Raw genomic sequence first — 23,952 nt, forward strand, 5'->3', positions numbered from 1 at the left:
CTAACTAAAAAATGCAATTTAAGATTATGACTAAAACAAAATCTTTAGAACCAAAACTCGCACGGTGGGTTTCAATACTTGCATTCGCATTCTGCCTTTTAGTAGGGGGCAATGTGTTTGCACAGCAGGGTTCAACGGTAACAGGTGTCGTTTTGGATGGGACATATAATGATCCTCTTCCTGGCGCCAGCATCATTGAAAAGGGAACTTCTAATGGTACACAAACCGATTTTGATGGGAACTTTACTTTGACATTGACAACGGACAATGCCACTATAGTAATTAGCTATGTTGGTTTTGCTACCCAAGAAGTCGCGGTAAATGGAGGTACTCAATTTAATATCACACTTAAAGAGGATTTACAAGGTCTTGATGAAGTTGTAGTGGTAGGTTATGGATCAGTTAAAAGGTCTGATTTGACAGGTGCAGTTGCCAGCATAGACTCAGATGCGCTAACGGAGCGTAATTTTACAAACCCCATTGAATCAGTTCAAGGTAATATCGCAGGTGTTCAAATCTCTTCCAATACGGGTAGAGTTGGAGACGGCTTTGATATTCAGATTAGGGGTCAATCCTCATTCTTGGATGATGGTAGTCCATTATTTGTGGTAGATGGTGCGCCTGTAAATGATATTGACTTTCTAAATCCTCAAGATATTGCGCAAATAGATATTTTAAAGGATGCTTCTTCAACAGCTATTTATGGATCTAGAGGGGCTAATGGAGTGGTCATTGTGACAACTAAAAGTGGTTCTTCTGCTAGAGGAGGATTTAATGTTAGTTTTGATTCCTTTGTAGGTATTAAGGAAGTGGCACGTTTGCCAGAGTTAATGGATGGTCCTACTTGGCAATATTATCATCAATCCGCTTATTTGGCTACAATAGGTGGGGATCCAATGGATATTGATGCTGCAACTTTGGAAGGCACTGTTGTAGGAGGATCCAACACAATATTAAGAAGGCGATTTGATGCCAACGATACATACGATTGGTATGATGCCGTATTGCGCAGTGCTATTCAACAAAATAATTATCTAAACATTAATGGTAGATCGGAGAATGGTGTTGCCTATAATCTAGGGTTGGGCTATCAACACGAAACAGGTAATATATTAAATGAAGAATTAGATAAATATACCTTAAAAACAGGGTTGAGCCATAATGTTAACGATAAGTTCTCTTTTGGAGCAAATATCACTTTAACGCAAACAATTAATGAGCGTGGGAGCAGCAATGCCATGCAAGAGGCATTTCGGTTGAACCCATTTTTAAGCCCATTTGCGATTGATGATAGTGGAAACGAAACCACTGAATTGTTTAATCAACCTGGCAAGTTGGTTTTCCCAACATCTGGAGATTATGCCATCAATAAGACCAGCACATATAATCCTCTTTTGCAGATTGCCAATGCTTCGGATGAGATAAGAAGAATGAACATAGTGGGAAATGTATTCATGCAATACAATTTCTTGGATTGGCTATCATTTAGGACCACTTTTTCATCAGGATATGACCATAGAAGAAGAGGTAGATCTTGGGGAACACAAACTAATGAGGGCCTAAGTAATGGCAACCAACCCCTTGCCGATCTTGACAAAAGAAGTAATTTTAACTATACATGGGATAACCAAATAGATATCACTAAGACATTTAACGAGAACCATAATTTCAAGTTTTTAATTCTACAAAGTATTTTTTCTGAAAGAATTGAATCTAGTTTCTCATCTGCCCGTAACCTTTCTTTTGAAAGTGAATTTTATAACTTGGGTTCTGGTGCACAATCTACCTTCCAAGTAAATTCTGGTTATTTAGCTGAATCATTAAGTTCTTATGCATTAAGATTGAATTATGATTATAAAGAAAAATACTTTTTAACTTTAGCGAACAGATGGGATGGGTATTCTTTGTTTAGTGATGAAAACAAATGGGATTTCTTCCCCTCGGCAGCTGTAGCTTGGAGGATTTCAAATGAGGATTTTGTAGGAAATGAAAGTCTTTTCTCAAATTTAAAATTAAGGGCCAGTTATGGTTTTACAGGAAACAATGCATTTAATCGTAGTGATTTTCCTTACCCAACCCTAAATATTTTAAATGATCAATTATTCTATGATATTGATGGGGCAGTAACAGGATTTGTACCGTCTTCCTTAGCAAATTCTGATTTAACATGGGAAAAAACCAAAGAGTGGAACGTTGGTCTGGATTTTGGAATTTTTAACAATAGGGTCAATGGTAGCGTTGATGTTTATAATCGTCTTTCGGAAGACGTAATTTTTGGAAGACTACTTCCTATAGAGGTTGGTATAGAAGGTGGTATTCTAGATAATGCAAGTTCAATTAGGAATAAGGGTGTTGAGGCAATTCTTAATACAAAAATCATAGATTCAGATTTAGTTTCTTGGGATGTAACTTTAACGTATACAAATAATGATAATACAATTGAATCAATAAACGGACAATCTGAAGTTGATGATATTGGGAATGGTTTATTCATTGGTGAGTCAATTGGTGTTAGGGGAGAAAATAATAATCGCTCCAATTATAATTATGTTTTTGATGGTATTTGGCAGGCAAATGAGCGAGATGAGGCCGCCGCTTTTGGCCAAACAGAGGGACAGGCTAAGGTTAAGGACTTAAATGGTGACGGAGTAATTGATCCTGAAAACGACCGTGTTATACTTGGATCTGTTGATCCAGATTGGATAGGAAGTCTTTTTACAAGATTACGAGTGGGGAATTTTGACATTTCTGCTTCTATGATTACCAATCAGGGAGTGTTTACTTATAGCCCTTGGCGTGCAAATTTTACCGATACACGAGATAGGGGTAGGCAAAAAGCAAATATTTCTTGGTATGTACCAGATAATGGTGCAGGATTGACACCTCAGTTTTCTAATGAATATCCTCAGCCCAGAAATCAAGGGCAGTACTGGCGTGGGAGCCAGGTGGGCTACTACGCTGATGCCTCCTTTGTCAAGGTGAAGAATATTGCCCTTGGATATAATTTCGAAAATAATATCCTGGATAAGCTTAATCTTAAAGGCTTAAGAGTTTATGCCAATGTCTTAAATCCATTTGTTTTTACAGATTATATGGGTTATGATCCGGAAACGGCGAGTGCTTCTCTAGGTGTTGGTAGGGTTTCTACTGTCACATACCAATTAGGATTGAATGTTAAACTATAAATTGCTTGAAATCATGAAAAGAATTATTATATCCTTATTTGTCGCAACTGTTGTTCTAACATCCTGCGAAGATACTATTGAAGTAGATAATAAAGGTTTCGGTACTGCTGAGGAGTTCTATGTAACTAAGGACGGTTTCGAAAGTTTAATTAATGCCAATTATTCTCGACTTCGCGACATATATGGTGAAAGGCCCTATATGTTTAGTGCTGGAACTGATCTTTATGCAGAGGGCAGTGGACGGGCTGCTGAACCTATAGGTCTTAGCCAATATACACAATTAAACCCAGCATCGGAAGATGTGGATTTTATTTATATAAATGCCTACAAAGCAATTAGACAGGCAAACACAGCAATATTTTATTCTGATATCACTGAGCAGACTCCAGATATTTCTGCGCGTGTTGGCGAGGTAAAGTATTTACGGGCCAATGCTTATTTTTTATTGGTTCAATCTTATGGGGGTGTGCCACTAGTGGATGATTTGATTGATAGTCCTGTTACTGAATTTGATAGAGATAGTGCAGAAGCCGTTTATGACTTAATTCTTCAGGACTTAAATGATGCGCTGGGGAGTGTTGGTACAGGTGATGGCCGAGTTAATCGCAAAGCTGTTCTACATCTATTGGCAAAAGTCCATTTAACAAGAGGTTATGAATCTTTTGGTACGCCAACTGATTTTAGCATGGCTGCAGATTTTGCGGATCAGGCTATAGGAGGTCAGGGTCTAAACCTTTCATTTGCAGATTTGTGGGATTATTCAAACCAATCAAATGAAGAGGTCATTTTTTCTGTCAAATATTCGGCAGGATCTATTAGTTCAGACCCTACAGAATTGGGTAATCAACAAGCTACTTTCTTTGGTCCATATATGGGCGGAAATGAAGTTGCAGGAGATGCACCCAATAGGTCATATACATTGTTGGCAACTGATTTTGCCTTAAGATTGTTCACTGAAGATGATGAAAGGTATGAAGGAAGTTTTATGACACAAGTATATAAACCATATTATTTGGAACATGTAACGGATGACTTAAGTGGTGAGGGAATCAGTGAGTTTTATGAGCCTTATTGGTTTACTCCTGCAGACAGTGCGGCTTATGTAAATTCTATTGTTCAAAATACGGATTTTGAATATCACTCTTATGAAACTACTTATGCCCAGGTTGTTAGTGGTGACTGGGAAACCATTCCGCTTAAAAAATTTGATGACCCATCTGCGCCCTATGGAGCCGAAACCAGTACAAGGGACATTGTGCTTTCACGCTTGGGAGAAACTTATTTAGTAGCTGCAGAAGCTTATTTAATGTCCGGCCAAGCTGCTATAGGGCTTCAAAGGTTAAATGTTGTTAGACAAAGAGCAGGGGTAATGGATGCAACTTTGACGGATTTTGATATTGATTATATTTTAGACGAACGTGCACGAGAGTTATTTGGCGAGTATCATCGTTGGTTTGATTTAAAACGTACAGGAAAATTAGTTGAAAGAGCCTCAATGCACCACCCTTTGATTGAAGAATCCAATTTTGCCGGAACAGGTGGCGAGCTTAAAATATTGAGACCTATTCCACAGAGTGCATTGGATTTAAATGGAAATAAAAATTTTCCTCAAAACCCGGCATACAATTAACAACTGTACTAAACACATAACCAAAAAAATTAGTAATCATTTTTAAAAATTAATTTTGAGTTAGTAGTTCAAAGAGAGAGGAGGTCTGTGATTATACGGACCTCTTTTTGTTTAATTTTAAATTGAAAGAAGAATTTTACATTGAGAAATAATGAAAAAACTAATATTGATTACCAGCATTATCATTGTGGTGCTGACCGCCTGTAAAGAAAATAAAAAGGAAATAGGAACAGATACAAATGTTCAGGACAGCACAGCGATAGTATTAAAAACCTATGCTGAGTTATCCATTGCGGAAGGTGGTAAATGGAAAGAAAGGGTTTACGAGGGAGGCACATCATTTAAAAACGTAGATGAACTTTGGGTGCCCAAGAGACATACGGACCATTCATGGTACCTTCGTTATGAAGGACCCGGTTGGGAGAGCAACAAAGTAGGTTACCGTCTTTACTTAGATTGGCGTAATGCTATAGATATTTTTGGTAAAATCACAGACAGTATTGTTCTGGACCAAGTTGGTCAAGATGGGTTTGATAGCTATCACGAAAAACAAAAGTGGGGTCAAGATATCTTAAAGGTTGGAAAAGCACTGGGATTGGGTTCATATGGAAGATTAGTGGCTGATAGTGTCCATCATTTTCAAAACGTAGATTCCACTTATATTAAAGTCAATAACAACAAAAAGGCGTCTGGCGTTAACATCAGGTATCATGGATGGGCAACAGAAGATATAAAAACTGATTTAGATGTTTCCCTCTCTATCAAACCAGATTCAAGAATGACAAGGACAGTTTTGTCCACTTCAAAAAGTGTAGAAGGTCTGGTGACTGGCATTGTTAAGTCAGAAGGGGTAGATTTAATTGTAGATAATGCAGGCAATAGTGAGTGGGGATATATTGCAACCTATGGTGAGCAAACTTTAGTGCCCGACAATTTAGGTATGGTTATTTTTTATAAAAAAGACGAAGTAATATCCCTAGTGGATGGTGCGTATGATCACTTACTTTTATTCAAACCAACAGAGGAATCAATTACATATAGGTTTGGTGCTGTTTGGGAGGGTGAAAAGAATGGTGTTAAGACAAAAGAGGGATTTCTTTCCTATTTAAAAGATGAGCTTAATAATTTAAACTCAGTTTATTAGAGCATTTAGAATACTAAATGGTTGATTTATAAAGAAAATATCCAAGTAATGGCCAATATTTTAAAAAGAGGATTTTCAATACTATTTATCTTCTCATTATACATGTTCTACATAACGGCCTGTAGACAAATTAAAAAGGAAAATGCCAATATATCTGATGAAATGCCATTGACCGTGTCAGATACAATTCCTTGGTCTGAACGCATGGCATTGTCTATCATGAAAAGAAATCCAGAGATTTGGCAAACAGAAAATGATTCCATTCCCAAATGGAATTATAAAATAGGGTTGCTCTGTACCTCTTTTCAAAAACTTTATGAGAAAACTGGGAATGCCAAATATCTTGATTATGTTAAGAATTATACCAATAAAATAGTTGATCGTGATGGAAATATAGCCGGTTATAATAAAGAAGAGTATAATATTGATATGGTCAATTCGGGTAAAATGTTGTTTTGGTTATATGATGAGACAAAAGAAGACAGATATCTTAATGCTTTAATAACATTGCGAGAACAACTAGAAGGTCATCCACGGACGAATTCCGATGGATTATGGCATAAGAAAATTTATCCCCATCAAATGTGGTTGGATGGTCTTTATATGGGAGCTCCTTTTTATGCGGAATTCAATTCACGTTTTGAAAATGAGGATAAGCTAAATGACATTGCACATCAATTTGAATTGATTTGGAAAAAAACGTATGATGGTAATACAGGGCTTTTATTGCATGCTTGGGATGAAAGTAAAAAAATGCGTTGGGCCGACAAACAAACAGGTAAATCTCCTAACTTTTGGTCACGTTCATTAGGGTGGTATATGATGGCTTTGGTCGATGTTCTGGATTTTTTCCCTAAAGACCATCCAAAGAGAAAAGTGTTAATCCAACAATTAAATGACCTTTCAAAAGCCTTGGTCGAATTTCAAGATGAGTCTGGAGTTTGGTTTCAGGTAACTAACTTACCAGATAGAGAGGGAAACTATTTGGAATCATCGGGGTCGTGTATGTTTGCCTATGCTTTTGCCAAAGGCACCAAAAAAGGGTATTTGTCTAAGAATTTTAATATGGTGGCAGAGCTTACCTTTAGCGCTATCTTAAAAGAATTTATACAGGTGGATCAGGATGGGGAAATTCATATTAATAAAGTCTGTAAAAGTGCGGGGCTGGGAGGAAACCCTTATAGAGATGGTACCTTTGAATATTATATAAGCGAGCCAATTGTAACCGATAACCTCCATGGATTGGGGCCATTTATTTTGGCAGCAAATCAACTTAATAAATAACACCAATACAAATCAAAGCGCAATGAATAAGTTTGTTAAAGGGTTTCTAAGTTTATTATTTACGGTTTCTTTTACATTTAGTTGTAAGGAGATCAAGACTGAAAAAACTCAAAATAAGGAAACTGAAGAACAGTTGGTGTCCAAAGACCTAAAATGGTCGGAGCGTATGGCCCTTTCAGAAATACACCGTTTTCCAGACCCTACGCTATTGGACTTTAGGGATACTCCCAGATGGAGTTATACCAATGGACTTGTACTGCAAGGAATGGCCAAAGTGTACGAGCAAACCAAAAATAAAAAGTTATATGACTATATCTATGATTATGGCAATAGAATGATAGAAGAAGATGGGTCAATACACACCTATAAATTAAAGAATTACAATCTGGATATGATTAAATCTGGTGATGCAATTTTCTATTTATACGAAAAAACAAAAGAGCCCCGATTTAGGAGGGCTATGGATACTCTTCATTTACAAATGGAAGGACAGCCGATAACCTCTGAAGGGGGGTATTGGCACAAGAAAATTTACCCTTTCCAAATGTGGCTGGATGGTGTTTTCATGGCAGAGCCTTTTCATGCTAAATATGCGTTGGAATTCATAGAAGATGATGAGGTCAAAAGAATTATGGATAAGATTGTTCTTCAGTTTGATTTGATTGAAAAATATAATAGAGATTCTGATACTGGATTGTATTTTCATGGATGGGATGAAAGTCGTGAGCAGCGATGGGCAAGCAAGGATACAGGTCTTTCATCAAATTTTTGGTCCAGAGGTATGGGTTGGTATGGAATGGCCTTAGTGGATGTCTTGGATTATATACCTAAGAGCCATCCAGGTAGAGCGCGTATTATTGGCTATTTAAAAAATTATGCAGAAGCAATTGTGAAGTATCAAGATGTAACAGGGACTTGGTATCAAGTTCTAAATCTTCCAAAAAAGGAGGGTAATTACTTAGAAGCTACAGGAACCTCTATGTTTACTTATACCTTGGCAAAAGGAGCAAACAAGGGTTATATTTCAAAAACTTATCTGGAAAATGCAGACAAAGGTTTTGAGGGTATTTTGGAGCAGTTTATTACGGTCGAAGATAATGGAGTCATTAATCTTAATAAATGTTGTGGTGTTGCCGGTTTAGGAGGCAATCCATATAGAGATGGTAGTTTTGAGTATTATGTCAAGGAAATCATAAGGTCTAATGACCCTAAGGGTACAGGGCCTTTTATGTTTGCTGCTATGGAGTTAAATAAATAAGTATAAAGAAGCATCTCATTAGTATATCTGAAATAACAGACCTATGTTTTTGGCACGTTTGGAGATATTCCATTATGCATCTACTTAATAAGTCATATGATGATGTTGCAAAGATTGGTAAGGCTACTTGGTAATAGGATATCATTCGCCAGATTTTCTTAAAAATATGAGTTCACTTAAAACATTTTGTTTCGTTTTTCTACTACATTTTTCTTTAAATGGACAAATATTGAACCATTCTTGGGAAAATCTTGTGCTTAATGGAAGTGATGAGTGGTATGCAGGTGAGGAAGCCCTGCAGATCGTTGAAAATGTGCTTTTATACCAACTAAATAATGGAGGATGGCCTAAAAACAAGCAAATGCACAGACCATTATCATTGGATAAGGTAGAGCAATTAAAAAAGCATAAAACTACGGATGTTGGTGCAACTATAGATAATGGCGCTACTTCCTTGGAGCTAATATTTTTAGCTAAACTTTATAAATTTCAAAAGAGGGAAAAGTTTAGAAATGCATTTTTAAAGGGAGTTGATTATTTGCTTGAAGCGCAGTATGAATCTGGCGGATGGCCCCAATTTTATCCTCTTAGAAAGGGTTATTATAGCCATATTACTTATAATGATGATGCCATGGTCAATGTAATGCGACTTTTAAAGTCAATAATGGAAAATGATCATCCCTATAATCAATTGGAAATTCCAAAGGATAAAAAAAGAGAAGTGGCGGTAGCTTTTCAAAAAGGAATTAATTGCATTCTTAAAACTCAGTACCTGCAAAATGGTAAATTGACAGGCTGGTGTGCTCAGCACGATTCTAAAACCTATTTACCAGCAAAAGCGCGTTCTTATGAATTGCCTAGTCTAAGCGGAAAGGAGTCTGCTCCTATTGTACTTTTACTAATGGACATTGAAAAACCTACCCCAAGAATTGTAAAAGCTATAGAGGCAGCAGTACAATGGTTTGAAGACTCAAAACTTAAAAACACCCTAATTGAAAGAGTGTATGATGACAGAGGAAAGTTAATATCTAAAAATCTCATTCAAACCAAAGACGCACCTGCACTTTGGGCTAGGTTTATGAATTTGGAGAATAATGAGCCCTTTTTCTGCGATAGGGACGGAATTATAAAGCAACGACTTTCGGAAATTGGAGAAGAACGTAGGCTGGGATATAGGTGGTATACAGATCAACCTAAAAATGTACTAAAACATTATCCTAAATGGAAAGAAAGAATTAAAAAACAACGTGAATTTCCAGAAAAAGATCTATATGATGTTGTTGTTGCCCAGGATGGAACAGGTCATTTTGCAACAATACAGGATGCTATTAATGATGCCAAATCATTTCCCTACGATAGGTTAACTATTTTTGTAAAAGATGGAATATACAAGGAAAAAGTAAAAATTCATGAATGGAACACTAACATCTCATTAATAGGCGAGAGCAAGGAAAATACCATAATTTCCTTTTATGATAATTTTGACAAAATAGATAAAGGAAGAAATAGTACATTTTATACGCCAACTCTTCAAGTTGAAGCAGATGATTTTCTTGCCAAAAATCTTACCGTGATCAATACTTCGGGAGATAAAGGGCAAGCTGTGACTCTTTCTGTTTCTTCAACTAGAGTTTCAATTGTTAATTGTCGCCTATTGGGAAATCAAGACACTCTTTATACTTCTGGAAACGGAAAACAATACTATAGGAATTGTTATATAGAAGGTACTACTGATTTCATTTTTGGAAGCGCAACAGCGTTTTTTGAAAATTGTCAAATCCATAGCAAAAAAGATTCGTATATCACTGCTGCATCAACACCAAAAGGAACTCAATTTGGATATGTATTTAAAAATTGCTCATTGACCGCAGAACAAAATGTTACCAAGGTGTACTTGGGAAGACCATGGCGTGTATATGCACAAACTATTTTTATTAATTGTGATATGGCTAAACATATTATTCCCCAAGCTTGGCATGATTGGTCAAAACCTAAAGCTAGAAAAACTACATTTTATGCAGAATACAAGAACAAAGGTGAAGGTTTTAAGCCAAGCGCTAGGGAAAAATGGTCCCATCAACTTTCAAAGAAAGAAGCAAAAAAATACAGGAAGGAAATAGTTTTGGCAATGCCCTGGCATAAATTAAAAGAGGATTGGTATGCAAATCATAAATAAGTTTTGGTCTATACAAATAGTCCTTGGTTTTATATTTTTTAGTAATTTAATATTCGCTCAAGTTACACTGTATACCATTGGTGATTCCACTATGGCTAATAAACCCAGTCCTAAAGAGAATCCTGAAAGAGGTTGGGCTCAAATGCTTCCCTTGTTTTTTGGAAATGAGATTATCATTGACAATAGGGCCGTTAATGGTAGAAGTACACGGAGCTTCATTTTTGAAAAAAGATGGGACTCAATTTTAAGAACACTTAAAAATGGAGACTATGTCCTCATACAGTTTGGTCATAATGATCAAAAAATTAAAGACCCCAAACGTTACACCAACCCCAATACGGCCTATTACTCCAACCTAACAAGATTTGTAAATGAAACTAGGGAAAAAGGAGCATTTCCCATCTTATTCTCATCCATAGTAAGAAGAAATTTTAATGAAAATGGCACATTGGTGGATACACATGGCCAATATCCCTTTGTGGCTCGGATGGTTGCTAGGGAATTAAATGTCCCTTTTATAGACTTACAATTCTTAACAGAGCAAATGGAAGAATCTTATGGTTTAGAGAATTCAAAAAAACTGCATTTACATTTTGGACCTGGTGAGCATCCTTATTATCCTCAAGGAAAAGAGGATAATACACACTTGTCTATCTTAGGGGCAACTTTAGTTGCCCAAATGGTTGTTCAGGAGCTAAGAGTCCAGAGATTACCGTTGGCCAAGTTCTTAGAGAAATAGAAGCATGGTAAAGAAATATGTTTGTCCGTTATCGTTTGTTACGGCATTATCGTGCTCATTACATGTAATAGGACAATCTTATGAAGGAGTCACAAGAGAGCCGGACAGCTCCTATACTACGAAGATTGCTTTTGAAAAAACACTAAAAACGTATCCTAACATAGAAATTGTAGAAGAGTTTAATTTTGAAACAGTTGTTGAAGAAAAGAATATCGCGTACAATATAGTTGATGGAAGAGTATTAAAACTTGATGTATTTAGACCAAAAGTGATGCCCCAATTGGGAACCGCTATTATTATCGTTCACGGAGGTGGATGGAGGTCTGGGAATAGAACCCAGCACTATCCACTAGCTCAGAGTTTGGCTAATTTGGGGTATGTTTGTTTTACACCAGAATACAGATTGTCCACTGAAGCACTGTTCCCTGCAGCTGTTTTTGATATAAAAGCGGCCATACGTTGGGTTCGAGACAATGCCAGTGAATACAACATTAGTCTGGATAAAATAAGCCTTGTGGGGTTTTCCGCAGGGGGCGAACTAGCAGCTTTCGTGGGTGTTACGGGAGAAATGGACATTTTTAATGAAAAGAATAGTAGGAAGTTGCAATCTTCAAAGATAAATGCTGTAGTTAACATTGATGGAATACTATCTTTCACGCATCCGGATTCTGTAGAAGGAGATGATACTAAAAATACTTCTGCCGCAACTTATTGGTTTGGATATGCAAAAAAGGACAATCTAAAATTGTGGGACTTGGCTTCTCCCTTAACACATGTTGGGCCAAATTCACCACCCATACTTTTTTTGAACAGCAAAGTGTCCAGAATGCATGCAGGAAGGGATGATTATATACAAATTTTGGATAGACACACCATTGTTAGTGAGGTGTATGAGTTCAAAGGAGCCCCACATTCATTTTGTTTATTTCATCCTTGGTTTATGCCTACAGTTGAGTATGTGGATAAGTTCTTAAAAAGGATATTAGGCTAGGAAGGTTGTTTGGCAATGTATGAGCATTTTAGTTTATAGTTTTAGCCTATGATCATTAAAAAATAAAAAGACCGTCCTAGGACGGTCTTTTTTAACACTTAAATATAGTGGATAAATTAATATCCAGGATTTTGCACCAAGTTTGGATTAAGAATCACTTGACTTGCTGGAATAGGGAAAAGCTGACGGTCAGAGTTTCCTACAGCATCTGGATCTTTAAACTCCCAATCATTAGTATACTGTCCAAAACGAATTAAATCATTTCTTCTCCAAAATTCGATATATAATTCACGACCTCTTTCATCAATTAAATCTTGCTCAGTTACAGCACCAAGTGGAGTTGCATTTCTAATTGTACGCAATTCATTAACTAGCGCCGTAGGGTCACCACCACTTCTCATTAAGGCCTCTGCTTTCATAAGGTGGGCATCAGAATATCTAAAGAAAATCTCGTGCTCTGTAAATTCTCCATATCTAGGGGCATATTTAAGGACCCTAATACCTGTTATCTCATTGTTCTCCACAAGACTTTTCTCTCCTGTAGCAGTATTTGTGAAATCTCTTGTAAAAGCTAATGGACTACCTCCTCTATCGGTAAGTGGAGTTCCATCGGCACCATATTGTTGCCCAATTAAGAATCCGTTACCAATATTGGTTCCATCTGCCAACCCATCACCATTTGAATCTTTTGTTCCGGGAGCACCAGCAGGTTCTGCAGCCAATGGTACAAACCCTCTACGTTCTTCTTGACCACTTCCTTCAACATTGATATTAGGATCACCTTCAAAAAGGTCATAAAATTCTGCTAGCGTACTAAACCCATTCCAGCCACCAGCTTGGTCCGGTGTTGTTAAGTTATAGTGTAGGCCATTCCATATACGGTTACCAACACCTGTTGGGATATACCAAATAGTTTCATTGTCTGCCTCAGCTCTAAATAGGTCAAAATAACCCGATTGCAATTCATAGCCATCAGCTGCAATTTCATCTACCAAAGAAATAACCCTACTCATATCCGAACTGTCAGCCGTTCCAGTACCATTATAGATATGTCTATTTAATAGAACTTTAGCCAACAAATATCTTGCGGCAGCTTTAGAAGCCCTATTATTGTCACTTCCAGCAGTTGAAGTAGGAAGCGCGGAAATAGCCGCTTCTAAGTCACTAATGATAAATGAAACAGCTTCGTCTCCAGTTAATACAGAAGGATCATCTAATGGAGGTGCAGATGTATCTCTATAAGGAACTTGTCCATAATTATCTAAAATTACATATACGGCAAGCCCTCTCAAGAAAGCGGCATGTGCTTTAGCTTCCGGGGTTGATGCAGATCTATCGTCCAAAACTTCACTGGCTGTAAGTTGTAGCTCGTTCCATTGGTTCCAAACATTGGTAATGTAGGCATGGTCAGGAGTCCATGAGTGTTGGTGTAATTGTCTCCAAATACCATTATCACCCCAGTCAGAACCTCTGGTAGGAATCAATTGAGTGTCCGTGGTAACTTCACTCAGGGCAAATAAATTGGCCTGATCTCCAATGTATCCATTAAGTTGATTGTACATTGAGTTTACTGAACTTGTAGCTTCTTCTGCCGATGCAATGCCCTGAAAGTTAGGGGCAAGCAATGAGTCAGTTTCTTCTACTTCTAAATCCGTACAAGAAAAAAGCAAAACTGAAGCACAAGAAAAAAGTAATAAGCTTCTTGTTTGTGTTTTTAAATATTTATTCATCGCAGTTTTTTTTAAAATTAAAATTTAGCATTAATACCCAAGGTAACAGTTCTTGGTCTGGGGAAAGAAGTATAATCTATACCTGCACTTGGGATACCACTACCAAAATCACCTGTAGCAGAAGATACTTCTGGATCAAGACCGCTGTAATCGGTAATAAGCAATAAATTTTGTCCAGTTAGGGAGAACCTAAGGCTTTTAAAAGTCCCAGTGCCACTAAGTGGTACATTGTAGCCAATATTAGCATTCTGCAATCTTACAAAATCACCTTTTTCCAAATATAAAGTGGACACCTCTTGTGAACGAAGTTCCAAGCCTTCTGCAGTCGCATTACGTGATGTTTCAAAAGTTGGCCTGTTTAAGAAGGCATTTGCCGTATTGTTATACACATAGAATCCAAATTGTCCAGTAAAGAATACAGAGGCATCCCAATTCTTAACTTTAAGATTTAAAGCTAAACCACTGGTAATATCTGGTAATGCATCTTTTCCAACAAAATCTTTGGTGTCTGCGCTAAAGTTTGGAGTTCCACTTGAATCCTCGGAATACTCAGCCATATAAAATGAGAATAAAGACATTCCTTCTCCTAAACGTTGTGCAAAAGCACCGGATAGTCCGGGACCATTCAATATTCCAAAATCAGCTGTTGTGCCATTTAATCCTTCAACGGTATTGTCATTATAAGCAACATTGAAAGAGGTTGAGAAGCTTACATCTTCTGTTTGGATAAAGTCATAGTTCAATCCAAGTTCTACACCTTGGTTGATAAGTATTCCATTTTCAAGATTTTTAAAAGTAAATGGATCAAAAGCAGGGGCGGCAGCAGGCTGTCTAAATAATAAGTCTTTGGTTTCCCTGCGATATACATCAATAGAACCATTGAAACGATCATTAGCAAACCCAAAATCCAATCCAACATTCATGTCAAGAGTTTCCTCCCATTTAAGATCGGGATTCTGTACAGCAACAGTTTCTTGTCCTGGTCTAACCACAGATCCATTATCATTGATTCCGGGAGCTGCAAAACGAATTCTTTTTAGGTAGTTGGCATAACCCAATCCTTCTTGGTTACCCGTAATACCAGCACTTACTCTTAATTTCAAGGTAGAGAATGCTTCACCTACAAAATCTTCTTCAACCAATTGCCATGCAAATGCAGCAGATGGAAAGTATCCGTATTTGTTATTTCCACCGAACCTTGAGGAGCCATCAGCTCTTAAAGTTCCTGTAAAAAGATACTTACTATTTATTGAGTAATTAACTCTTCCAAAAAATGATTGTAATTCATCTGTGTTATCGAATGTGTCACCCCAAAGTGCACGATAATTTTTTACAATTCCAGCAGGAAGCGAGGCAGTTTCATCAAAAGGGATAATGCTATTTACAAAATCGCCGTCTACATCATATCCAAATTGCTGATATGGAATTGTAATAGCATTTTGAGCACTATTAATAGATTCAACCAATTGGTCTCCCATGGCATTCAAGTCTCTAGTGGAAGCTCCCCAACCTTGGGAATTTATACCCTGTCTTCTAAAATCTTGAAAAGTATAACCAACTATAACGTCCAATGAAGAATTTTCAAAATCTTTATTGTAATTCAAGGTAGCTTCCAACAATTTACTGGTAGCTTCTAAAGTGTTAAATGCAGCTTGTCCATTTCCTCCAACTCTGTTAAAGTTATTCAAGTCTGCTGATACTACTGTAATTGCATCGGCATTAGACTCATCATATCCAACTGCTATTTTTCCTGTTAGCTCATCTGTAATATCGTATTCTGCGGAAAAGTTTGCAAGGAACCTATTTGTAAAGGTTTCTGATTGCCAATTTGCCAAATAGTTTGCTGGGTTTATTAAGTTTCCATCAAGAAAGAAACCTGGGCTTGCTGGCCATGTAGGATTAGCTGAGTAAGCTGCACCGATTAAGTTTCCACTTGCACCAGAACCACCACTAATTGGAGGAGCCTCATCATTTACTCTAGAGATTGAAGATTGAAGACTTAATCTTAATTTATCTTCAAAAAAACGATGGTTTACGTTAATTCTTCCTGTAATACGCTCTTGAGAAGATTTCTCAATAACACCAAATTGTTTTCCGTAAGAAAAAGTAGCTCTAACGTTTCCACTTCCATAATTGTTGGAATAGGATAGGTTTTGATTTTGAGAAGCAGTACTTCTGGTAATATAGGATTGCCAATCGGTACTAGAACCATAATCATTTCCATCTGCAATAGCTTGAGAACGGATGGCCGCTGTTTGCGTTAAAAACTCTTCTGCATTGAACAAATCATATTCGTTTGCAGGAGTAGAGATGCTTAGATTGGAGTTAAACTCCCAAACACCACCTTGTCCGGTCTTTCCACTTTTTGTAGTTACGATTACAACACCATTGGCACCACGAGAACCATAAATTGCGGTAGCGGATGCATCTTTTAAGATAGAGATACTTTCGATATCCGATGGATTAATAAAACTCAAAGGGTTTCTAGAAGCATTGCTTCCATTGATTACATCACCACCACTTGGAGTGGTTGATTCTCCGGAAATAGGAATACCATCTACTACAAATAAAGGATTGTTGTTTGAGCGAATAGAGTTAGACCCCCTAATTCTAATATTGACACCAGCTCCTGGCTCACCACTAGATTGTGCAATTTGTACACCTGCAGTCTTACCTTGTATCAATTGTTCTGGAGATGAAATAACACCGCCGTTAAAATCTTCAGCAGTAACTGCCGAAACGGAGCCAGTTGCATCTTTAACAGTTGTGGTTCCATAACCAATAATGATAACTTCTTCTAAGGCTTCAGCATCTTCATCCAAGGTTACATTAATGGTAGATTGACCATTGACTGCGATTTCAGTCGTTTTAAAACCGATGTAACTAAAAACCAATGTTGCATCACTGTCAACATTGCTTATTGTATAGTTTCCATCAAAATCGGTTTGTGTACCATTGGTAGTTCCTTTCACCAAAACACTGGCCCCGGGTAATGGGCCATTGGCGTCAGAAACAGAGCCAGATACATCTTGCGCTTTTGCAAGACCAAAGCATAAAAATGCCCCAATAAGCAAATAGCTTTTTAGTAGCGTAATCTTCATAAATAGCGAATTTTAGTTTAGTTAAATTTTAATTCAGGCGTTAAACATATGTAAAAAATGTGTTAAATAATAAATTTTCGATATCTTAGAAATCACGAAAACGGTTTCGTGTTGATAACTTCCATGAATCATTGGTATTTACAATGTAAGACCGCATAAAATAGTGTATTCCTAAAAATAGGATGCGAAATTTGTTCATATAATAACGCAGGGGCAAATATAACATTTTTTTAACTTTGTACTATTTTGATAAATTATGATATTATATTGTCATAGAGATAGAAAAGTTTAATATTGCCTGACTAATTAAATAATCTTGAAAAAGAAAATAACCCTTAAACATATTGCCAGGGAATTAGAGGTTTCCATCTCAACTGTATCCAAAGCATTAAAAGATAGTGCGGAAATAAGTAAGGATACTAAGGAGAAAATTCAAGCTTTTGCAAAGTTGTATAATTACCGACCCAATAATATAGCTTTGAGTCTCAAGAATAGGCGAACAAAAAATATAGGTGTGATTATTCCAGAAATAGTCCACCATTTTTTTGCAACAGTCATTAGAGGGATTGAAAAATATGCCAATAATAGAGGTTATAATGTCATTATTTGTGTTTCCAATGAGTCTTTTGATAAGGAAGTTATTAATATGGAAATGCTTGCCAATGGAAGTACGGATGGCTTTATAATGGCCTTATCTGCTGAAACCGAGTTCAAAGAGGATTTTAATCACCTCAGAGAGGTTATGGAACAAGGTATGCCATTGGTTTTGTTTGATAGGGTAACCAATGAAATTGATTGCGATAAGGTTGTGATAGATGATAGGGAAGGAGCATATTCCGCAACTAAAAAACTTATCAATAATGGAAATAAAAGAATAGCCCTTTTTACAACAGAAAATTTTTTTAGTGTAAGTAGTGAAAGAGAAGAGGGGTATAAGCAGGCTTTGTTGGACCATAATTATGAAGTAAGCGAAAACCTGATCCTTAAGCTGGATTATATAGATATGGACAATAAACCTATTGAAGATTTTTTTGATAGAGAAAAAGTGGATGCCGTGCTTTGTGTTAATGAAACATTCGGTATAAGGGCAATACGTGTGGTGCAAGAAATGGGACTAAAAGTGCCAGAGGATGTATCTTTAATTGGCTTTACCAATGGTTTTCTATCCAAGTATTCATATCCAAGCTTAACTACAGTGGATCAACATGGTGGAGATATGGGTGAAAAAGCAGCTCAAATGCTAATAGATAGATTGGAAAGTGAAGATGAAAATGAAATCTATGAAACCAAAGTGTTAAAATCTACCTTAATAGAAAGAGAGTCTACCATTAATTAAGTTCCACTCCTTAATTTAGCAATTTTAATTTTATGACCGGATTTATTTTTGATTTGGACGGTGTTATAGTAGATACCGCCAAATACCACTTTTTAGCATGGAAGAAATTGGCCAACGAACTTGGTTTCGAATTTACTGAGGAGCAAAATGAACTTTTTAAAGGGGTGAGTAGGAAAAGATGTTTGGAAATCCTTTTGGATATTGGAAATATTAAAAGTAATCAGGAACAATTTGATACATGGATGGTTCAAAAGAACTTGGATTATTTGGAATATATTGAAAAAATGAATGAATCTGAGATTCTTCCAAATGTTCCCAAAATATTGAAATATTTAAAAGAAGAAGGTTTCCCAATTGCCTTGGGCTCTGCCAGTAAAAATGCAAGACCCATTTTAGAGAAAGTAAAACTATTGCCATACTTTGATGTCATTGTGGATGGAAATAGTGTTACAAAGGCTAAACCGAATCCAGAGGTTTTTCTTATTGCTGCAGAACAATTAGGGGTTGTGCCAGAGAATTGTATTGTATTCGAAGATGCGCTAGCTGGGATTGAAGCAGCCAATATTGCAGGAATGACAAGTATTGGGATTGGAGATGAAAAAACACTTTCCAAAGCCGATTTTAATTTTAATGATTTTACAGAAATCAGTTTAGAATTTATTGAAAAATTAGTTAATAGTAAATGAATCAAGAATATATACAGCCCAATGAGTGGTCCATTATTGAAGAGGGATTTGATAGGGAAAAAGTAAAATCTTCAGAAAGCCTGTTCAGTATTGGGAATGGCGCCATGGGACAGCGGGCAAATTTTGAAGAGCACTATTCAGGGAAGACCTTTCAGGGTAGTTACATTGCAGGAGTGTACTATCCGGATAAAACCCGAGTGGGATGGTGGAAAAATGGATATCCCGAATATTTCGCGAAGGTTTTGAATGCTCCCAATTGGATTGGGATTAATGTATTTATAAATGGGGTTGCCTTGGATTTGAACACCTGTAAAAAGGTGAAAAACTATAGAAGGGAACTTAATATGAAAGAGGGTTGGTACAAAAGAAATTTTGTTGCCCAACTTTCAAATGATGTAGATGTAGCTGTTGAAGCAACTCGCTTCTTAAGTTTGGATATAGATGAGATGGGTGCCATACAGTATGAATTGAAGGTGTTGAATTCTGATGCAGCTATTAAAATGACCCCCTATTTGGATAGTGGCATTACCAATGAAGATAGTAATTGGGACGATAAATTTTGGAATACAACCAATATTTCATCCCATAGAAATAGAGCTTTTATTGAGGCCCATACAATGAAAACCAATTTTGCCACCTGTACTTTTATGGAAGCAAGTGCGGTTTTAAATGGAGTTAAGTTACAGGGAAAAGTATGTGATAAAAAAGAAACATGGATAGGTTTAGAGTTTGAACAACTTCTAAAAAAGGGCGAGAAGATAACACTTCATAAATTTGGAGGCTACACGGTTTCTAGAAATCACAAAGCATCAGATTTGGTGGATGTAGCCAACAAAGTTTTGGATAAAACCACCCAGTTAGGTTTTGATGCCCAACTTCAAAAACAAAAAGAAGCTTGGGCGGCAATATGGAAAATGAGTGATATTGTTATTGAAGGCGATGTTAAAGCGCAACAGGGTATTCGTTTTAATATTTTTCAATTGAACCAAACCTATTTGGGGAAAGATTCTAGACTTAATATCGGCCCAAAAGGATTTACGGGTGAAAAATATGGAGGTAGTACGTATTGGGATACAGAGGCCTATTGTATTCCTTTTTATATGGCTACAAAAGACCAGCAAGTAGCTAGAAATCTTTTAAAATATAGGTATGATCAGCTAGGAAAAGCTATTGAGAATGCTAAAAAATTGGGGTTCAAGAATGGTGCGGCCCTATACCCAATGGTGACAATGAACGGTGAGGAATGTCATAATGAATGGGAAATTACCTTTGAAGAGATTCATAGAAATGGAGCAATTGCTTTTGCTATATACAATTACTACAGATATACGGGGGATTACTCTTATATTCCAGAAATGGGATTGGAAGTACTTATAGGCATTGCCCGCTTCTGGCATCAAAGAGCCACTTTCTCATCCCATAAAAATAAATATGTAATCTTGGGTGTCACAGGTCCCAATGAATATGAAAATAATATAAACAATAACTGGTACACCAATTATTTGGCAAAATGGTGTATGGAGTATACTATAAATCAGATTGAAAAGGTAAGAAAGGAGCATTCTAGTGATTATGCTAGAATAATGAACGATACCCAATTATCAGAAACAGAAATAGTAGAATGGAATAACGTGTTTTCCAATATGTATTTCCCATTTTCTGATGAATACCAAGTATTTTTGCAACAGGATGGTTTTTTGGACAAAGAATTGGTAAGGGTTCAAGACTTGCCAAAAACAGAAAGACCCATCAATCAAAAATGGAGTTGGGACAGGATTTTACGCTCCCCTTATATAAAACAAGCTGATGTCCTTCAAGGATTTTATTTTTTTGAAGACCATTTTTCTATTGAACAGTTAGAAAGACATTTTGATTTTTACGAACCTTTTACAGTCCATGAATCCTCGCTTTCACCATGTGTTCATAGTATTCAGGCAGCTAAATTGGATAGAATGGAGCAAGCTTATACTTTTTATTTGCGGACCTCTCGTTTGGATTTGGATGACTACAACAAAGAGGTGGAGGAAGGTTTGCATATTACTTCCATGGCAGGGACATGGATGAGCATTGTGGAAGGCTTTGGCGGTATGCGAATTGCGGAAAATACCCTTTCGTTTACTCCCAAAATTCCCAAGCAATGGGAGGCCTATGCTTTTAAGATCAACTTTAGAAACAATATTGTTAAGGTGAGGGTTACCACTAAGGAAACCAGTTTTTTTGTGGAGGGAGATACCCATATAACAATAAATGTAGATGGTAAGAAAGTTAATTTACCTCCATTTAAAGAAATTAATGTGTAATTAAATTACATGCAAAAGGCTCTTCTCTCAATTGTTTTATTTTTAGTGATACTATTTGCTTCGTGTATATCATCCAACAAAAGTAAAAAAGAGATAATGAATGAAAAAAAGGGAAAAAAGGTAGTATACCAAGTTTTTACACGCCTTTTTGGAAATACCAATAATACCAACAAACCATGGGGAACCATTGAGGAGAACGGAGTTGGAAAATTTGCGGATTTTACGGATAAGGCACTCCGAGAAATAAGGGATTTGGGGGTTACCCATATTTGGTATACAGGGATTCCACATCATGCTGTTATTCATGATTATACAGCTTATGGTATTTCCAATGACGACCCAGATGTTGTAAAAGGCCGAGCTGGCTCTCCCTATGCTGTTAAAGACTATTACAATGTAAATCCAGATTTAGCAGAAGACCCAGCAAATAGATTGAAGGAATTTAAAGAATTGATAGCACGCAGCCACAACAATAATTTGAAAGTTATTATTGACATTGTTCCCAACCACATTGCCAGAAAATATGAGGGGACTGTTAATCCACCTGGAGTTGAAGATTTTGGTGCAAATGATGATACTACAGTGGTCTATCATAAGGACAATAACTTTTATTATAATCCTAATGAAGAGTTTAAAGTCCCAGAATGGCAAGAAGGATATCTTCCACTGGGAGGAGAAATAATTGATTTAGTGGATGGAAAATTTAGGGAAATCCCCGCTAAATGGACTGGAAATGGTTCCAGTTTGTCCCAGCCGAATTTTAACGATTGGTACGAGACTGTAAAAATAAATTACGGGGTTAGCCCTGATGGAAGAAAGGATTTTGACGAACTGCCCAATGATTTTAATGATAAGGATTACAAATCCCATTTTGAATTTTGGAAAGATAAGGAAGTCCCTAATTCATGGAAAAAATTTAGGGACATTGCGTTGTATTGGCTGGATCTTGGTGTGGATGGTTTTAGGTATGATATGGCGGAAATGGTACCCGTGGAGTTTTGGAGCTACATGAACTCCAGCATCAAAATGAAAAATCCTAATGCTTTTTTAATGGCAGAAGTTTATAATCCAAGCATTTATAGACCATACATTAAGTTGGGTAAAATGGATTACTTGTATGATAAGGTAGAGATGTATGATAGTCTAAAGCATATTATGAAGGGGTATGGATGGACAGACCATATTCCTTATATGCAAGAAGGGATGATGGATATAGAACATCATATGCTCCATTTTTTGGAAAACCATGATGAGCAGCGAATAGCCAGTCCAGAATTTGTGGGAAAAGCGGAGATAGGTAAGCCTGCAATGGTAGTTTCGGCTACAATCAGCACGTCACCTACCATGATCTATTTTGGTCAAGAAGTGGGGGAGCCAGGCGCAGAGAATGCTGGGTTTGGAAATCCAAGCCGAACATCGATTTTTGATTATATTGGTGTTCCCCATCATCAACGTTGGGTTAATAACAAAAAGTTCGATGGAGGTCAGCTTTCTGAAACTGAAGCAGAACTTAGGGATTTTTATAAGAGACTATTAAATTTCACTGTTAAAAGTCCAGCTCTTATGGGGGAATATAGGGAAATACATAGATTCAACCGTGAGCATACCAAAAATTATAATCATAGAGTTTTGTCCTATGTTAGATGGTCAGCAGATGAAAAACTGATTGTTGTCTCCAATTTTGATGTAAATGATAGTTTTTCTTTTGAACTTAAAGTTCCAAATGAAATAGTTGCTGAATGGAAATTAAAAAATGAAAGTTATCAATTATCAGAAGAACTGTACCATAAAAAAAATCAAACTTTAAAAGTAGAAGAAGGTATGGGGAGGTTAAACGTTGAACTAGAACCTTTGGAATCAGTTATTTATAAGGTAAAGGAATAAAAAAAGGATTTGAACTAACCCAAATCCTTTTTACCTTTTTAGGGACTTGTTTCTAGCTGCTTTTTGGTGCTGTTGCCTTGTAGACAATGGCTATTACTACCCCTCCAATTCCATAATAAACAACATCAATTATTCCTTCGACAATATGACCAGTTAAATCAAGCATATCTGTTGTGGCATACATAACTAAATATATCCCAAAACCAATTAATAGCCCAATTAAGGCACCAAATTCAAAACCTTCCTTGATACTGTGTGCGCCTCTTGCCCATTTGCCATAAAGTGTACTCATAGCAAAAGCAGCAATTAGATTGCCAAGAAAGATTAGAGGAATGTTCATGGGGTCTTTTGCTATATTGTTCAGCGTGTGGGATTCATAAAAATCAACAGTTGCAATGCCCCATATTAAATAGCCCAATAAAAACATAACCACAGAAGCTGCTAATGTGGCCAATAAATTAGATTTAGAAAACATACTTTTAGGTTTAGTTGGTTAATAATCAGATAA

15 protein-coding genes are annotated in these 23,952 nt (G+C 36.7%); 12 read left to right on the forward strand and 3 right to left on the reverse strand.

Going from position 1 to position 23,952, the window contains the following annotated elements; genetic code table 11:
- The first annotated feature begins 11 nt into the window (after positions 1 to 11).
- The 8 genes from GGR42_RS11335 to GGR42_RS11370 all read left to right on the forward strand — a co-directional run bounded on the left by GGR42_RS11335 (position 12) and on the right by GGR42_RS11370 (position 12,407).
- Complete coding sequence (locus GGR42_RS11335) at positions 12 to 3,185, forward strand: SusC/RagA family TonB-linked outer membrane protein (protein ID WP_245201437.1); 3,174 nt, start codon at positions 12 to 14, stop codon at positions 3,183 to 3,185.
- A 13-nt stretch (positions 3,186 to 3,198) separates the two neighbouring features.
- Complete coding sequence (locus GGR42_RS11340; RefSeq protein ID WP_167963972.1) at positions 3,199 to 4,815, forward strand: RagB/SusD family nutrient uptake outer membrane protein; 1,617 nt, start codon at positions 3,199 to 3,201, stop codon at positions 4,813 to 4,815.
- Between the two features lie 151 nt (positions 4,816 to 4,966).
- Positions 4,967 to 5,959, forward strand: a complete 993-nt coding sequence (locus GGR42_RS11345; RefSeq protein WP_167963974.1) for a DUF4861 family protein — start codon at positions 4,967 to 4,969, stop codon at positions 5,957 to 5,959.
- Between the two features lie 48 nt (positions 5,960 to 6,007).
- Positions 6,008 to 7,243 carry a glycoside hydrolase family 88/105 protein gene (locus GGR42_RS11350; protein WP_167963976.1) on the forward strand — a complete coding sequence of 412 codons (1,236 nt, stop codon included), beginning with the start codon at positions 6,008 to 6,010 and terminating at the stop codon, positions 7,241 to 7,243.
- Between the two features lie 22 nt (positions 7,244 to 7,265).
- Positions 7,266 to 8,501, forward strand: coding sequence for a glycoside hydrolase family 88/105 protein (locus tag GGR42_RS11355; RefSeq protein WP_167963978.1), 1,236 nt, complete (start codon positions 7,266 to 7,268; stop codon positions 8,499 to 8,501).
- 166 nt (positions 8,502 to 8,667) lie between these two features.
- Positions 8,668 to 10,677, forward strand: a complete 2,010-nt coding sequence (pelA, locus tag GGR42_RS11360; protein WP_167963980.1) for a pectate lyase — start codon at positions 8,668 to 8,670, stop codon at positions 10,675 to 10,677.
- The gene (locus tag GGR42_RS11365; RefSeq protein WP_167963982.1) at positions 10,661 to 11,416 is read left to right on the forward strand and encodes a rhamnogalacturonan acetylesterase; all 756 of its coding nucleotides are present in this window, start codon (positions 10,661 to 10,663) and stop codon (positions 11,414 to 11,416) included. Before pelA ends, GGR42_RS11365 begins: the two co-directional genes overlap by 17 nt.
- A gap of 4 nt (positions 11,417 to 11,420) precedes the next feature.
- Positions 11,421 to 12,407, forward strand: coding sequence for an alpha/beta hydrolase (locus tag GGR42_RS11370; RefSeq protein ID WP_167963984.1), 987 nt, complete (start codon positions 11,421 to 11,423; stop codon positions 12,405 to 12,407).
- A 116-nt stretch (positions 12,408 to 12,523) separates the two neighbouring features.
- Here the strand turns inward: GGR42_RS11370 and GGR42_RS11375 are convergent, their stop codons facing one another.
- Positions 12,524 to 14,137, reverse strand: coding sequence for a RagB/SusD family nutrient uptake outer membrane protein (locus tag GGR42_RS11375; protein WP_167963986.1), 1,614 nt, complete (start codon positions 14,135 to 14,137; stop codon positions 12,524 to 12,526).
- 17 nt (positions 14,138 to 14,154) lie between these two features.
- On the reverse strand, positions 14,155 to 17,238 hold the full coding sequence (locus GGR42_RS11380; protein WP_167963988.1) for a SusC/RagA family TonB-linked outer membrane protein: 3,084 nt from the start codon (positions 17,236 to 17,238) through the stop codon (positions 14,155 to 14,157).
- A gap of 316 nt (positions 17,239 to 17,554) precedes the next feature.
- Between GGR42_RS11380 and GGR42_RS11385 the strand changes: the two genes are divergently transcribed.
- From GGR42_RS11385 to GGR42_RS11400, 4 genes are all read left to right on the forward strand, one after another.
- Positions 17,555 to 18,574, forward strand: a complete 1,020-nt coding sequence (locus tag GGR42_RS11385) for a LacI family DNA-binding transcriptional regulator (protein WP_167963991.1) — start codon at positions 17,555 to 17,557, stop codon at positions 18,572 to 18,574.
- 32 nt (positions 18,575 to 18,606) lie between these two features.
- Positions 18,607 to 19,260 carry a beta-phosphoglucomutase gene (gene pgmB, locus GGR42_RS11390; protein ID WP_167963993.1) on the forward strand — a complete coding sequence of 218 codons (654 nt, stop codon included), beginning with the start codon at positions 18,607 to 18,609 and terminating at the stop codon, positions 19,258 to 19,260.
- Positions 19,257 to 21,560, forward strand: a complete 2,304-nt coding sequence (locus tag GGR42_RS11395) for a glycoside hydrolase family 65 protein (protein WP_167963995.1) — start codon at positions 19,257 to 19,259, stop codon at positions 21,558 to 21,560. Before pgmB ends, GGR42_RS11395 begins: the two co-directional genes overlap by 4 nt.
- Positions 21,561 to 21,656: 96 nt before the next feature.
- Positions 21,657 to 23,444: an alpha-amylase family glycosyl hydrolase gene (locus GGR42_RS11400; protein ID WP_245201438.1), complete on the forward strand. Its 1,788-nt coding sequence runs from the start codon at positions 21,657 to 21,659 to the stop codon at positions 23,442 to 23,444.
- A 52-nt stretch (positions 23,445 to 23,496) separates the two neighbouring features.
- Here GGR42_RS11400 and GGR42_RS11405 read toward each other — a convergent pair whose 3' ends face one another.
- Positions 23,497 to 23,919, reverse strand: a complete 423-nt coding sequence (locus GGR42_RS11405) for a hypothetical protein (protein ID WP_167963999.1) — start codon at positions 23,917 to 23,919, stop codon at positions 23,497 to 23,499.
- Between the last annotated feature and the right edge of the window lie 33 nt (positions 23,920 to 23,952).

Source organism: Saonia flava (genome assembly GCF_011927795.1).
GTDB classification, from domain to species: domain Bacteria; phylum Bacteroidota; class Bacteroidia; order Flavobacteriales; family Flavobacteriaceae; genus Saonia; species Saonia flava.